The 12681-nt window shown below is 29.7% G+C and carries 13 protein-coding genes and 1 other RNA gene; 10 read left to right on the top strand and 4 right to left on the bottom strand.

Annotation, left to right across the window (positions count from 1 at the left end):
- Nucleotides 1-69: 69 nt before the first annotated feature.
- The 3 genes from fsa to ffs form a co-directional block, all read right to left on the bottom strand.
- Nucleotides 70-723 carry a fructose-6-phosphate aldolase gene (fsa, locus tag BWR22_RS06860; protein WP_076732886.1) on the bottom strand — a complete coding sequence of 218 codons (654 nt, stop codon included), beginning with the start codon at nucleotides 721-723 and terminating at the stop codon, nucleotides 70-72.
- 109 nt (nucleotides 724-832) lie between these two features.
- Nucleotides 833-1633, bottom strand: a complete 801-nt coding sequence (locus BWR22_RS06855; protein WP_076732884.1) for an SDR family oxidoreductase — start codon at nucleotides 1631-1633, stop codon at nucleotides 833-835.
- Nucleotides 1634-1706: 73 nt separating this feature from the next.
- An RNA gene (ffs, locus tag BWR22_RS06850) (signal recognition particle sRNA small type) lies at nucleotides 1707-1805 on the bottom strand.
- 87 nt (nucleotides 1806-1892) lie between these two features.
- On the opposite strand from ffs, the gene BWR22_RS06845 reads away from it, so the two are divergent.
- The 5 genes from BWR22_RS06845 to BWR22_RS06825 all read left to right on the top strand — a co-directional run bounded on the left by BWR22_RS06845 (nucleotide 1893) and on the right by BWR22_RS06825 (nucleotide 6510).
- Nucleotides 1893-2921: a glutaminyl-peptide cyclotransferase gene (locus BWR22_RS06845; protein ID WP_076732883.1), complete on the top strand. Its 1029-nt coding sequence runs from the start codon at nucleotides 1893-1895 to the stop codon at nucleotides 2919-2921.
- On the top strand, nucleotides 2911-3312 hold the full coding sequence (locus tag BWR22_RS06840; protein WP_241828235.1) for an acyl-CoA thioesterase: 402 nt from the start codon (nucleotides 2911-2913) through the stop codon (nucleotides 3310-3312). The genes BWR22_RS06845 and BWR22_RS06840 overlap by 11 nt, the downstream gene beginning before the upstream one ends.
- 94 nt (nucleotides 3313-3406) lie before the next feature.
- On the top strand, nucleotides 3407-4159 hold the full coding sequence (locus BWR22_RS06835) for a peptidase associated/transthyretin-like domain-containing protein (RefSeq protein ID WP_076732878.1): 753 nt from the start codon (nucleotides 3407-3409) through the stop codon (nucleotides 4157-4159).
- Nucleotides 4160-4247: 88 nt separating this feature from the next.
- The gene (locus BWR22_RS06830; protein WP_076732877.1) at nucleotides 4248-5804 is read left to right on the top strand and encodes a hypothetical protein; all 1557 of its coding nucleotides are present in this window, start codon (nucleotides 4248-4250) and stop codon (nucleotides 5802-5804) included.
- A gap of 13 nt (nucleotides 5805-5817) precedes the next feature.
- A complete protein-coding gene (locus BWR22_RS06825; RefSeq protein ID WP_076732875.1) occupies nucleotides 5818-6510 on the top strand; it encodes a hypothetical protein in 693 nt (230 codons plus the stop codon).
- 59 nt (nucleotides 6511-6569) lie between these two features.
- Here the strand turns inward: BWR22_RS06825 and glyA are convergent, their stop codons facing one another.
- Nucleotides 6570-7844: a serine hydroxymethyltransferase gene (gene glyA, locus BWR22_RS06820; protein ID WP_076732873.1), complete on the bottom strand. Its 1275-nt coding sequence runs from the start codon at nucleotides 7842-7844 to the stop codon at nucleotides 6570-6572.
- 113 nt (nucleotides 7845-7957) lie between these two features.
- Here glyA and fahA point away from each other — a divergent pair, with 113 nt between their 5' ends.
- The 5 genes from fahA to BWR22_RS06795 all read left to right on the top strand — a co-directional run bounded on the left by fahA (nucleotide 7958) and on the right by BWR22_RS06795 (nucleotide 12679).
- Complete coding sequence (gene fahA / locus BWR22_RS06815) at nucleotides 7958-9247, top strand: fumarylacetoacetase (RefSeq protein WP_076732871.1); 1290 nt, start codon at nucleotides 7958-7960, stop codon at nucleotides 9245-9247.
- 116 nt (nucleotides 9248-9363) lie between these two features.
- Nucleotides 9364-10545 carry a hypothetical protein gene (locus BWR22_RS06810; RefSeq protein WP_076732870.1) on the top strand — a complete coding sequence of 394 codons (1182 nt, stop codon included), beginning with the start codon at nucleotides 9364-9366 and terminating at the stop codon, nucleotides 10543-10545.
- Between the two features lie 167 nt (nucleotides 10546-10712).
- Nucleotides 10713-11342 (top strand): tRNA (guanine-N1)-methyltransferase, encoded by a 630-nt coding sequence (locus tag BWR22_RS06805; protein ID WP_076732868.1) that lies wholly within the window; start codon nucleotides 10713-10715, stop codon nucleotides 11340-11342.
- A 151-nt stretch (nucleotides 11343-11493) separates the two neighbouring features.
- Nucleotides 11494-12171, top strand: coding sequence for a tRNA (guanosine(37)-N1)-methyltransferase TrmD (trmD, locus tag BWR22_RS06800; RefSeq protein WP_076732866.1), 678 nt, complete (start codon nucleotides 11494-11496; stop codon nucleotides 12169-12171).
- Between the two features lie 22 nt (nucleotides 12172-12193).
- Entirely contained in the window at nucleotides 12194-12679 is a 486-nt protein-coding gene (locus BWR22_RS06795; RefSeq protein WP_156875582.1) for a GyrI-like domain-containing protein, read from the top strand.
- Nucleotides 12680-12681 lie beyond the last annotated feature (2 nt).

Here is a 12681-nt window from a genome sequence, read left to right as displayed (position 1 = left end):
TTAATAACTTAATAAAAAAAATCCTGAAAAATATTTTTCAGGATTTTTTTTATGGTGAATATTACTGTTTTAGTTTCCCTTTTTATAATCTTCTAAAAACTTAGCCAAACCAATATCTGTAAGTGGATGCTTAAGTAAACCTTCTATAGAGCTTAAAGGACCCGTCATTACATCTGCACCTAATTTAGCACAATCAATTACATGCATTGTATGGCGTACAGAGGCAGCAAGAATTTGAGTATCAAAAGCATAATTATCGTAAATATGTCTAATTTCTGCAATTAGGTTTAAACCATCTGTAGAAATATCGTCTAAACGACCAATAAATGGAGACACGTAAGTTGCTCCTGCTTTTGCTGCTAATAAAGCCTGACCAGGTGAAAATACTAATGTTACATTAGTTTTAATACCTCTATCGCTAAAGTATTTACAAGCTTTTACACCGTCTTTAATCATTGGTAATTTTACCACAATTTGCTCATGAAGCTCGGCTAAAGCCTCTCCTTCTCTTACCATTCCTTCAAAATCTGTAGCAATAACTTCTGCACTTACATCTCCAGAAACAAGGTTACAGATATCAACATAGTGCTTTAAAATATTATCGGTTCCGGTAATGCCTTCTTTTGCCATTAAAGATGGATTAGTTGTTACACCATCTAAGATTCCTAAATCTTCGGCTTCTTTAATTTGAGCAAGATTTGCTGTGTCTATAAAAAATTTCATATTAAATATTTAGTTGTGTTTTATTGAATATTGCGAAGTTACGCAATCTCTTTATTTTCAGTTAAAAAATGATATCAAATAATATTAACAATAAAGAATTGATTAACTTCTATAACTTATAATGGTTAATTAACATCTTTTCGTAAATTTTATCTGGCAATAAAAACTTTAAAACAATAGAAAATTTTTGCATAAAATCTCCTACCTTATAATGTGTTTTAGGCTTTTTAGTATCAATTACTTTTAATACTGTTTTTGCAACTGCAATAGGATCTCCACTATTATCTACATGATCATCTATATCTTTTAAAACACTACCATATTTTTTATAAGGCGAGTCTTTTTTTAAAGGTTCATGGTAACGACCTGCTGCTATATTAGTAGCAAAATCACCAGGCGCGATGTTGGCCATATATATATTAAAGTCTTTTAATTCTATTCTAAAAGCTTCTGTTAAAAGCTCTAAAGCTCCCTTACTTGCACTATAAATACCTCGATATGGTAATCCCATATAACCAGCAATAGATGTAATGTTTAGTACCAGTCCACTATTTTGCTTTCGCATTTGTGGCAAAACTGCTTTTATAACATTTATTGGTCCAAAAAGATTTGTATCAAAATTATTTTTAATTTCAGCCTCTGGTATCTCTTCAATAGGACCAGTTATTCCAACTCCTGCATTATTTATTAACACATCTATTTGCCCTTCATTTGCAATAACTTCTGCAACTGCATTATTAATAGACGATACATCTTTTACATCTAAACCTACAATTTTAAAAGGATGATTAGCATATTTTTCTGGACTTCGGCTTGTGCCATAAACTATAAATCCGTGTTGTTTTAAGTATTCTCCTATAGACTTTCCAATTCCTGAAGAACCTCCTGTAATTAAAATAACTTTAGACATATTTTGTATTGAATTATAAGCCTCAAAAATACATAAATAAAGTGAAGAATATTACGAGACTTTAAGGCACAAAAAAAGGCAAGCTACCTACATCACACCGCTACGACCATTTACCTTTGCTTCGTTCCCGACCTGGAGGATTCAACAGGAGCTGGTTGTGTAGGACTTGCCGATGCAAAGATACAATCTTTTAATTTTATCACAATGATTTTTTAAACTGAATTTTAATAAATATCTTGCTTAAAATTATAAGAATAAAATGAACACATATAAACACTTAATTATCATAATTTTAGCAATCACTCTATCAAATTGTGGAGATAATTCAAATAAAAAAAATTTTAATATTTCTACAAATGCTACAAATAATACCATTGCTTTAGACCAAGAATTAAAGCTTTCAGTACAAAATCCTAAAAATATTGAAATAGAATCTGTTAGTTATACTTTAGATAATAAAGTAATAAATGAAACAACTAAACTATCAGATTTTAAATTAGGTAGCCACGATATTGTCGCTTCAATTAAATACGATGGAGAAATAGAAACTGCAACACAAAGTATATCTATAGTTAATAATGTAGCTCCTAAAGTTTATTCTTACGAGATTATTAACACTTATCCTCACGATATTACATCATACACACAAGGATTAGAGTTTTATAATGGTGAATTATATGAAAGTACCGGACAAAAAGGAGAAAGTAAGCTGCGTAAAGTAAACTACAAAACTGGCGAAGTACTTAAAAATATAGATTTAGCCGATAATTATTTTGGTGAAGGATTAACTATTTTAAACAAAAACATCTACCAATTAACCTGGTTAAGCGGTAAAGGTTTTGTTTATAATGTAGATACTTTTAAACGTACAAGTACTTTTAAATTTGGAAAAAGTCAAGAAGGTTGGGGAATCTGTAATGATGGTAATATGCTTTATAAAAGTGATGGTACTGAGAAAATATGGTATTTAAATCCTGAAACGTTAGTTGAAGATAGTAGCATTCAAGTTTACACTAACAAAGGAAAAATTGGAAAACTTAATGAATTAGAGTGGATTAATGGAAAAATATATGCAAACATTTACCAAAAAAATGGAGTTGTTATTATTAATCCAGAAAACGGTGCAACCGAAGCTGTTATAGACTTTTCGCCATTAAAAGAACGTGTTACAAAGCACAAAGGTTTAGATGTTTTAAATGGTATTGCTTACAATCCTGAAACCAAAACTATTTTTGTTACAGGAAAACGCTGGGATAAACTATTTGAGGTAAAAATTATTGAAGAGTAATTTGCAAGAGTTTACTCAAAATATAATAGTTACAGAAAAAGATCTAGACGAGTTAAACCACGTTAATAACGTGCGCTATATAGAATGGGTAAATAGTATAGCAAAATCGCATTGGCTTAAAACTGCTTCAGCAAACACAATTAAAAATTATTTTTGGGTCTTATTATCGCATACTATAGACTATAAAAAAGCGGCTTTTTTAAACGAAGAGCTAATTTTAAAAACATACGTTATTAAAGCCGAAGGTGTTACTTCTATTAGAATAGTAGAAGTTATAAATGCTAAAACAAATAGTCTTCTATCTAAATCTGAAACGAAATGGTGTTTTATGGATGCTAAAACACAAAAACCTGTTCGAATTACAGAAGAAATTTCTAAATTATTTTGTTAATTAATTATAATTGAGCTGTTAAAGTTTCATAATTAATTTATTTAAATCGCTGGTAACTTTATTTTTGAAATAACTAAAGCATACCAACAACCAATTGAAACCATTTTACTTTATAGTTATTTTTATATACTGCTTTACCCTATCTGCACAAACAATAAGCGGTGTGGTATATAATAACACTTCTACTCTACAAGACATTAAAATTGAAAACATTAACAACAATGTTAGTGTATTTACAAACAAAAATGGTGAGTTTAATATTAAAGCAACAATAAAAGACACATTATTAATAAGCGCTATGTTTTATAAAACACAAGAAGTAGTTGTAAAACCTAGCTACCTAACTGAAACTTTTGTAATACAACTTGAAGAACAAAAAAATGTATTACAAGAAGTTAATATTTATGGTACAGAAAAAGAAAAATTAGCAGATATTGAAAAAACACAGTCTTCCTTAAGAAATCAAATACTCGAAGACATAAAAAACAATCCGCATTTATACGGTAGAATGCCAGAAGGCAATTTAGATTTTATAAAAATAATTGGTTTAGTAGCCAAGCTTTTTAAAAATAAGAATAAAGCTGAACCTTTTAAACCTATAGCATACCAAGATTTAAACACATTGTTTAATAAAAAACATACTCTTTTTAATGATACTCTATTAATCGAAACACTAAATATTGAAAAAGATAAAAAGTTCCTTTTTTTTGAGTTTTTAGAAGCAAAAAATATTAATAGTAAACTATTATCTAACGACAAAGAAATAGAACTTTTAGAAACTATAATAAATGCTAGTGAAGAGTTTAACTCCATTATTAAAAACTTTAAAAAGCATAAAACCAATTGAAATTTTAATAATTAAAACTTTTAGATACTAAAACATAAATACAAAAGTTATATTTTAGTCGCTTAAAGCGACTATATAATTACTTTTTATGAAACGTATTTTATTATTTATAACCTGTTTTTGTTTTTTATTACTTTGGAGTTCTTGTCGTAAAGATTTTGATTTCGAACCTAGCACAGGAAATCTCCAATTCTCTAAAGATACAGTCTATTTAGACACCGTTTTTACAAATATTGGCTCAAGTACTTACAATTTAAAAGTTTATAATAGAAGTGATAATGATATATCAATACCATTTGTTGGTCTAGAGCGTGGTTCTCAATCTAGTTATAGATTAAATGTAGACGGAAACGCTGGACAAACATTTAATAATGTAGAAATACAAGCCAATGATAGCTTATTTGTTTTTATTGAAACAACTATAGATATTGAAGACCAAGGCACTTTAAACAATGAATTTTTATATACCGATAAAATACATTTTGATGCAGGAATAAATCAGCAAACCGTAGAACTTGTTACACTAGTTAAAGATGCTGTTTTTATTTATCCAGATCGCGATGATACTACAGAAGTAATTGAAACACTTACTCTAACAATAGACGGACAGCAAGTAGAAACAGATATTCAAGGCCGCGAATTATTAACTTCAGAATTAAATTTTACAAATCAAAAACCATACGTTATTTATGGATATGCCGCGGTTCCTAGTGGAGAAACACTAACTGTAGATGCAGGTGCAAGAATTCATTTTCATGCAAATTCTGGGCTTTTAGTTCAAGAAAATGCTTCACTTCAAGTAAATGGAGCATTAAGCACAGATCAAGAGCTTATGGAAAATGAAGTGGTTTTTGAAAGTGATAGATTAGAACCTGCATTTGCAGATGTTCCTGGCCAGTGGGGAACTATATGGCTTTTCGAGAACAGTGTAAACAATGTAATTAATCACGCTACTATAAAAAATGCAACCATAGGTATTGCAAGCGATGGAAATGCAAATAATGCTCAAGATAAATTAACAATTACTAATTCTCAATTATATAATTTTAGCAATTTTGGAATTAGAGCTATAAACTCTTCTATTACAGCAGAAAATTTGGTAGTAAATAATGCAGGACAATCTGCAGTTGCTTTAACTCTTGGTGGCAAATATAATTTTACACACACTACAATTGCTAATTATTGGAACAATAGTTTTAGGCAATTTCCTGCTCTTCTAGTTAATAATTTTATACAAGATGCAGACGGTACTACTTTTTTAGCAGATTTAACCGAATGTAATTTTAATAATTCTATTATTTATGGAAATGATAATCCAGAATTTATAATAGATGAAGTTCCTGATGCAGGTGTTGTTTTCAATTTTAAATTTACAAATTGTTTAGTTCGTTTTGAAGATTCTTCTAGTAGCCCAACAGGTGACAACTATAATTTTTCTAATACTTCTAATTACGAAAATCTAATTCGTAATCAAGAGCCAGATTTTAAAAATCCTCTAAACAATGAGCTGCAAATTGGTGACAATTCGCAAGCTAATGCTCAAGGAAATGCATTTTTTGCTTCGCAAGTACCACAAGATATTTTGGGAACAAACAGAACATCTTCGACTGACTTAGGTGCTTATCAGCACATTTCTTTTGAGTAGATAATATTTTATTATGAAATACATTACTCTAGCTTTACTTTTAAGTTTTTCGTTTTGTTTTGCACAAAAAACGTATGAATTTGATACGTTATTAGAATATGAATGTAGATTTAATACTACCAAAAGCGATACTACAGTTACACAGTATTTATATACAAACTCAAAAGACAATAGTTATTATATTTCTGTTAGAGATTATGATAGCTTACATTATTCTTTAAATTTTTATGCTTATAACAAATACCATTCACAAGTAAAAGTTATAAAAAGTAAACTATTTAAATCTGCCGAAATTGATATTTTAGATTGTGAAACTATACATAATTCAAGTTCTAAATATAAATTTAGAACAAAGGAATACGATTTTGTAAACCTAAAGGATACTCTTGTAAATAACACATTAAATAAAACCTATAAATTATCGTATTTAAAAAGTAAAAAGAAAAAGAAAAGAAGAAAAATTGGTACAATTCAATATATTATTAAACCTAATACAGAGTACTATTTACCTGTTTTATATCATATAACAGCCTATAATGAATGGGATAAAGAAAGAAATATACCAAACGGAATATTTAAAGAGTACATTTTTTATAATTATAACGATGAAATTACAAATCACTATAAACTTAAAGAAATAAAACATACAGCAGTTAAACTGAATGTTACAAAACCTTGTCCTCCAACAATGACTATTCAAAAGTAAAATAAAAAAAATCCCACTCAACAGAATGGGATTTTTTGTATTAAATAATTAGAGTGCTATTACATTTTAAACAATGGCAAATCACTCATCATCGCATTTACTTTTATAGCTACTTCGTCAAGTACATCTTCGTTATCGTAGTTATTTATTACTTCGTCAATTAAATCTACAATAGCTCCCATTTCATCTTCTTTTAAACCACGTGTTGTAATTGCAGCAGTTCCAATTCTAATTCCAGAAGTTACAAATGGCGATTTATCGTCAAACGGTACCATATTTTTATTTACAGTAATATCTGCCTTTACTAAAGCTTGTTCAGCATCTTTTCCTGTAATATTTTTATTTCTTAAATCTATAAGCATCATGTGGTTATCTGTACCACCAGAAATAATATTATAATCTTTAGCTACTAATGCTTCAGCCATAGCCGCAGCATTCTTTTTAACTTGCAGCATATAATGCATAAACTCATCTGTTAATGCTTCACCAAAAGCAATTGCTTTGGCTGCTATAATATGTTCTAAAGGTCCTCCTTGATTTCCAGGAAAAACTCCAGAATCTAATAAAGAAGACATCATTCTAAGTTTTCCATTTTTCAACTTAATTCCAAAAGGATTTTCAAAATCTTTTCCCATTAAAATCATTCCACCTCTTGGTCCACGTAATGTTTTATGTGTTGTTGTAGTTACAATATGGCAATGTGGAATAGGATCATTTAAAATACCTTTTGCAATTAAACCTGCAGGATGAGAAACATCTGCTAATAATATTGCGTTTACACTATCTGCAATAGCACGAAAACGTTTAAAATCTATATCTCTAGAATAAGCTGAAGCTCCAGCAATTATTAATTGTGGCTTTTCACGTGTTGCTATTTCTTGAATTTTATCGTAGTTTAAAACACCTGTTGCCTCTTCTACTCCATAAAATACGGGATTATATAATTTACCCGAAAAATTAACAGGAGAACCATGTGTTAAGTGCCCACCATGAGATAAATCGAAACCAAGAATTTTATCTCCTGGCTTTAAACACGCGTGGTAAACTGCTGTGTTAGCCTGACTTCCCGAGTGTGGTTGTACATTTGCATAAGCAGCACCAAATAATGTTTTTGCGCGGTCTATTGCAATTTGTTCTACTTCATCTACTACTTCACATCCTCCATAATAGCGCTTTCCAGGATAACCTTCAGCATATTTATTAGTTAAAACAGAACCTGCAGCTTCCATAACCTGGTCGCTAACAAAATTTTCTGATGCAATTAATTCTAAACCATGTAATTGGCGTTGTTTTTCGGCTTGTATTAACTCAAATATTTGTTCGTCGCGTTGCATAAATTGGTGTTATTGTTAAATATGTCCAAAAATAGTAAATAGATTAGTATTAAAATCAAAAATTATGTAGGTTTGGTATAGAATTTATAAACAACAAATCAACAATTTTATATATGCCATTATCAGCCAATAATCCAGACAGAAAATCGTGGTTGCACGTCGATAAAAATTCAGACTTTCCAATTCAAAATATTCCGTTTGGAGTTTTTTTAACTAGAGACGATATTATTACTATAGGAACTAGAATTGGAGACACTGCTATAGACTTAGGCGCTTTACACCAATTAGGCTATTTTGAAGGCATTCCATTAACCGATGATATTTTTCTTCAAGATACTTTAAACGATTTTATTGCAGACGGACGTAAAACATGGCGCTTAGTTCGTAATAGAATAGCACAAATTTTTGACATTGAAAATGATGAGCTAAAAGGAAATACAAAACATAAAGAAACTGTTTTATTTCGTTTAGACGAAATCGAAATGCAATTACCAGTACAAATTGGTGATTATACAGATTTTTATTCTAGTATAGAACATGCAACAAATGTTGGTACTATGTTTAGAGATCCTGATAATGCTTTATTACCTAACTGGCTTCATATTCCGGTAGGTTATCACGGTAGAAGTTCTTCTATTATTCCTTCTGGAATTCCAGTACATAGACCACAAGGTCAAACTTTACCAGCTGGAGCTACAGAGCCTGTTTATGGACCAAGTAAACTTGTAGATTTCGAATTAGAAATGGCTTTTATTACTACAGATGCTAACGATTTGGGAGAACCTATTCCTATTGAAGAAGCCGAAGAGTACATTTTTGGTTTAGTATTATTTAATGATTGGTCTGCAAGAGATATACAAAAATGGGAATATGTACCATTAGGACCATTTTTAGCAAAAAGTTTTGCATCGTCAATCTCACCATGGATTGTAACATTAGACGCTTTAGAGCCTTATCGTGTTGAGGGTCCAAAACCTTTAAAAAAGCAATTAGATTATTTAAAACAAAAAGGTAAAAAGAGCTTCGATATTAATTTAGAAGTATCAATACAACCAGAAAAAGCTAAAGAAACTGTTATAAGTCGTTCAAACTTTAAATATATGTATTGGAGTATGGCGCAACAATTAACACACCATACCATAAACGGTTGCCCAATAAACTCTGGAGACATGATGGGAAGTGGTACTATTTCTGGTCCAACACCAGACACTTACGGCTCTATGCTAGAACTATCTTGGAGAGGCGAAAAACCTGTAAAATTAAATAACGGAACCGAAAGAAAGTTTATTAACGATAACGATACTGTAATTATGCGTGGTTATTGCGAAAAAGATGGTACTCGAATTGGTTTTGGAGAAGTTTCTACAAAATTATTACCAGTATTTAATTCTAAAAAGAAATAAAACACAAATTATATATTTTTAAAAAGCCTTTAAACACTTAGTGTTTAAAGGCTTTTTTTAGTTTGGCACATAAATTGATTTTATACTTATAGTATAAACCAATAAAAACCGAACAGATGAAAAACTTTACACTATTAACAGTACTTCTTCTAGTACTAACATCTTGTGTTGGAAGAAAACAAATTGAAAAGCAATTACATTCTGGAAATTACGACCAGGCTATTAGTAACGCACTTAAAAAGTTAGAAAACAATAAAGATAAAAAGCGTAAGCAAGACTATATTGTTATGCTACAAGATGCATACTATAAAGTTGTAGAGGAAAATCATAACACCATCAATCATTTAAAAAAAGATGGTAATCCAGAATTATACGAATCGGTTTTTAATATCTATTTAGATTTGGAAGACAGACAAAGAGCTATAAAAGCTGTAATGCCTTTACAAATAGATGGAAAAATCTTGAATTTAGATTTTAAAAATTATACAAATGAAATAGTTGAATACAAGAATAAAGTATCTGAATACAAATACAACACTGCAGTTACTTTAATGCAAAGTGATGAAAAGTTAAAAAACAGAGTAGCTTTTGAAACATTAAAATATATTGAAACTATAAACGCAAATTATAAAGATGTAAGACAACTTATGGAAGTTGCACATCATCAAGGAACAGATTATGTTATAGTAAATATTGAAAATAAAACACACCAAATAATACCAACTCGTTTAGAAAATGATTTATTAAACTTTAATACCTATGGATTAAACGATTTTTGGACTGTTTATCATACTAATGCAAATCAAAACATAGATTACGATTATGCAATGGCTTTACAATTAGAAAGAATAAATGTATCTCCAGAACGTATTACAGAAAAACAAGTTATTAGAAAAAAGAACATAGTTGATGGTTGGGAATATGTTTTAGACAGCAATGGAAATGTAGTAAAAGATAGTCTTGGTAACGATGTTAAACAAGACAAAATAATTACGGCAAAGGCTAGATTCAATGAGTTTAATCAATTTAAATCTACTCAAGTAATAGCAAGAGTTGTTTATAGTGATATTAAGCAAAATCATGTTTTAGAGAGTTTTCCAATAGACAGTGAATTTGTTTTCGATAATTTGTATGCTACAGTTAAAGGAGACAAAAGAGCCTTAACAAACGAAGATTTAAATATTTTAAAAAACAGAAGACTTCGCTTTCCAAGTAACGAGCAAATGGTTTACGACACTGGTGAAGACCTTAAACTAAAGCTAAAAGATATTATTACTAGATATAGTTTTAAAAGTTAATTTGTAAAAAAAAAAAAAACGATTACTAATAGCACTAACATCTAAAATATAACTTTCAACGTATATATAAAAGCTTCACTTATTGTGAGGCTTTTGTAGTATTATAATACGCTGTAACTAAACAATATTATTTACTTTTGCAGCACAAAACAATCAACATTAAAAAAATGAATTTTACTAAAGCAATCTTTCTTTTATTATTAGCCTTATTTACCATACAAATTCAAGCACAAACAGAAACTACAGATGCAGATGATAAATTATCGTTAGATAGTGGTTCTATAGAAAATCAATTTGAATATTTAACAAAAAAATCTAACGGTTGGACAGATCCACGTGGTCAACGTTATGAGGTTATAAAAGTGCAATGGATAGAAAAAATAAAAAATAACACTTTAGACTCTTTAAAAGCCGTACACAAATCTCTTAACGATACTAAAGCCATTGTTACAAAGCAAAATGATGAGATTTCTAAATTAAAAACAAGCTTAACTTCTACTCAAGATACTTTACAGCAAACAAATACAGAAAAAGATAGCATGTCTCTTTTTGGAATGCAAATGAGTAAAGGTGGCTACAATACATTAATGTGGTCTATTATTGCAGGATTATTAGCCTTAGCTCTATTTTTCATGTATCGTTTTAAAAATAGTAATGCTATAACTAAAGATGCTCAAAAATCTTTAGCAGAAACCGAAGAAGAGTTTGAAGAGCACAGACGTGTTGCCTTAGAACGCGAACAAAAAGTAAGAAGACAATTGCAAGATGAAATTAATAAGCATAAAAATTCTATTTAAAATAAACTTATTTTAAATTAGCATTTAAAAGTCTGTAACTCCGGTAACAGACTTTTTTTTTATTGAAAATTTAAATTTATACTAACGGTACGAATAAACATTTATATCTTAAAAACATTTAAATTATCTTTGCAAACCTATACAAAGCATAATGAGAATAGATATAATAACCGTTTTACCAGAATTAATTAAAAGTCCATTTGAAGCTTCAATATTAAAACGAGCAATAGACGCTAATTTAGTATCGGTACACTTTCATAATTTACGAGATTATACTACAGACAATTATAAATCTATAGACGACACACAATTTGGTGGCGGTGCAGGTATGGTAATGACTTGCGAACCTATAGACAAATGCATTTCTGCATTAAAAGCAGAACGTAATTACGATGAGATTATATATATGACGCCAGATGGTAAAACCTTAAATCAAGGTATTGCAAATACATTATCATTAAAAGAAAATATCATTATTCTTTGTGGCCATTATAAAGGTGTAGACCAACGTGTTAGAGACATGTTTGTAACCAAAGAAATCTCTATTGGAGATTATGTTTTATCTGGTGGAGAATTAGGAGCCGCAGTACTATGTGATGCTGTTATTAGACTTATACCTGGCGTTTTAGGTAACGAAACTTCTGCGCTTACAGATAGTTTTCAAGATAATTTATTAGCACCTCCAATTTACACAAAACCAAGAGACTACAAAGGACACAAAGTCCCAGAAGTTCTTTTTAGCGGTCATGCTGCAAATATAGAAAAGTGGAGAGAAGAACAAGCTTATAAAAGAACGCAAGAACGCAGACCAGATTTGCTAGACGACTAATACTTAAAACAAACTATTTATTTTGAATCAAATACCAGAAATTGTCACTCTAGAAAATAAAAAATTAGTTGGCCATAATATTACCATGTCTTTGGTAGATAATAAAACATTTCAGCTTTTCTCTGGTTTTATGCCTCAAAAAAAAGAGATTCAAAATGCTATTTCCTCAGATATATTCGAAGTATTAATTTATAACGATACTTACTTTAAAAATTTCAATCCAACAAACACCTTTGTAAAATGGGCTACGGTTGAAGTTGAAAATCACAAAACATTACCTAAAGGTATGAGTACTTTAAACCTTGAATCTGGTTTATACGCTGTCTTTAAATATAAGGGATTACCACAAAATTTTGGAACTTTTATGTCGTATATTTTTACTAGTTGGCTTCCACAATCTAAGTATCAATTAGATAAAAGACCTCATTTTAATTTATTAGGAGAAAAAGCCAAACGTAACAGTCCAGATTCCGAAGAAACTGTATGGATTCCTATAACACTTAAATAATT

It is taken from the genome of Lacinutrix venerupis (assembly GCF_001971745.1).
In the GTDB taxonomy this organism is placed as follows: domain Bacteria; phylum Bacteroidota; class Bacteroidia; order Flavobacteriales; family Flavobacteriaceae; genus Lacinutrix; species Lacinutrix venerupis.
Note: the sequence above shows the minus strand (reverse complement) of the source record. Positions and strands in the feature narration are given on the sequence as shown.

What these genes read in the sequence shown, in the direction of transcription:
- fsa (WP_076732886.1), bottom strand. Translation starts at nt 723, where the DNA reads ATGAAATTTTTTATAGACACAGCAAATCTTGCTCAAATTAAAGAAGCC.
- BWR22_RS06855 (WP_076732884.1), bottom strand. Translation starts at nt 1,633, where the DNA reads ATGTCTAAAGTTATTTTAATTACAGGAGGTTCTTCAGGAATTGGAAAG.
- BWR22_RS06845 (WP_076732883.1), top strand. Translation starts at nt 1,893, where the DNA reads ATGAACACATATAAACACTTAATTATCATAATTTTAGCAATCACTCTA.
- BWR22_RS06830 (WP_076732877.1), top strand. Translation starts at nt 4,248, where the DNA reads ATGAAACGTATTTTATTATTTATAACCTGTTTTTGTTTTTTATTACTT.
- BWR22_RS06825 (WP_076732875.1), top strand. Translation starts at nt 5,818, where the DNA reads ATGAAATACATTACTCTAGCTTTACTTTTAAGTTTTTCGTTTTGTTTT.
- glyA (WP_076732873.1), bottom strand. Translation starts at nt 7,844, where the DNA reads ATGCAACGCGACGAACAAATATTTGAGTTAATACAAGCCGAAAAACAA.
- fahA (WP_076732871.1), top strand. Translation starts at nt 7,958, where the DNA reads ATGCCATTATCAGCCAATAATCCAGACAGAAAATCGTGGTTGCACGTC.
- BWR22_RS06810 (WP_076732870.1), top strand. Translation starts at nt 9,364, where the DNA reads ATGAAAAACTTTACACTATTAACAGTACTTCTTCTAGTACTAACATCT.
- BWR22_RS06805 (WP_076732868.1), top strand. Translation starts at nt 10,713, where the DNA reads ATGAATTTTACTAAAGCAATCTTTCTTTTATTATTAGCCTTATTTACC.
- trmD (WP_076732866.1), top strand. Translation starts at nt 11,494, where the DNA reads ATGAGAATAGATATAATAACCGTTTTACCAGAATTAATTAAAAGTCCA.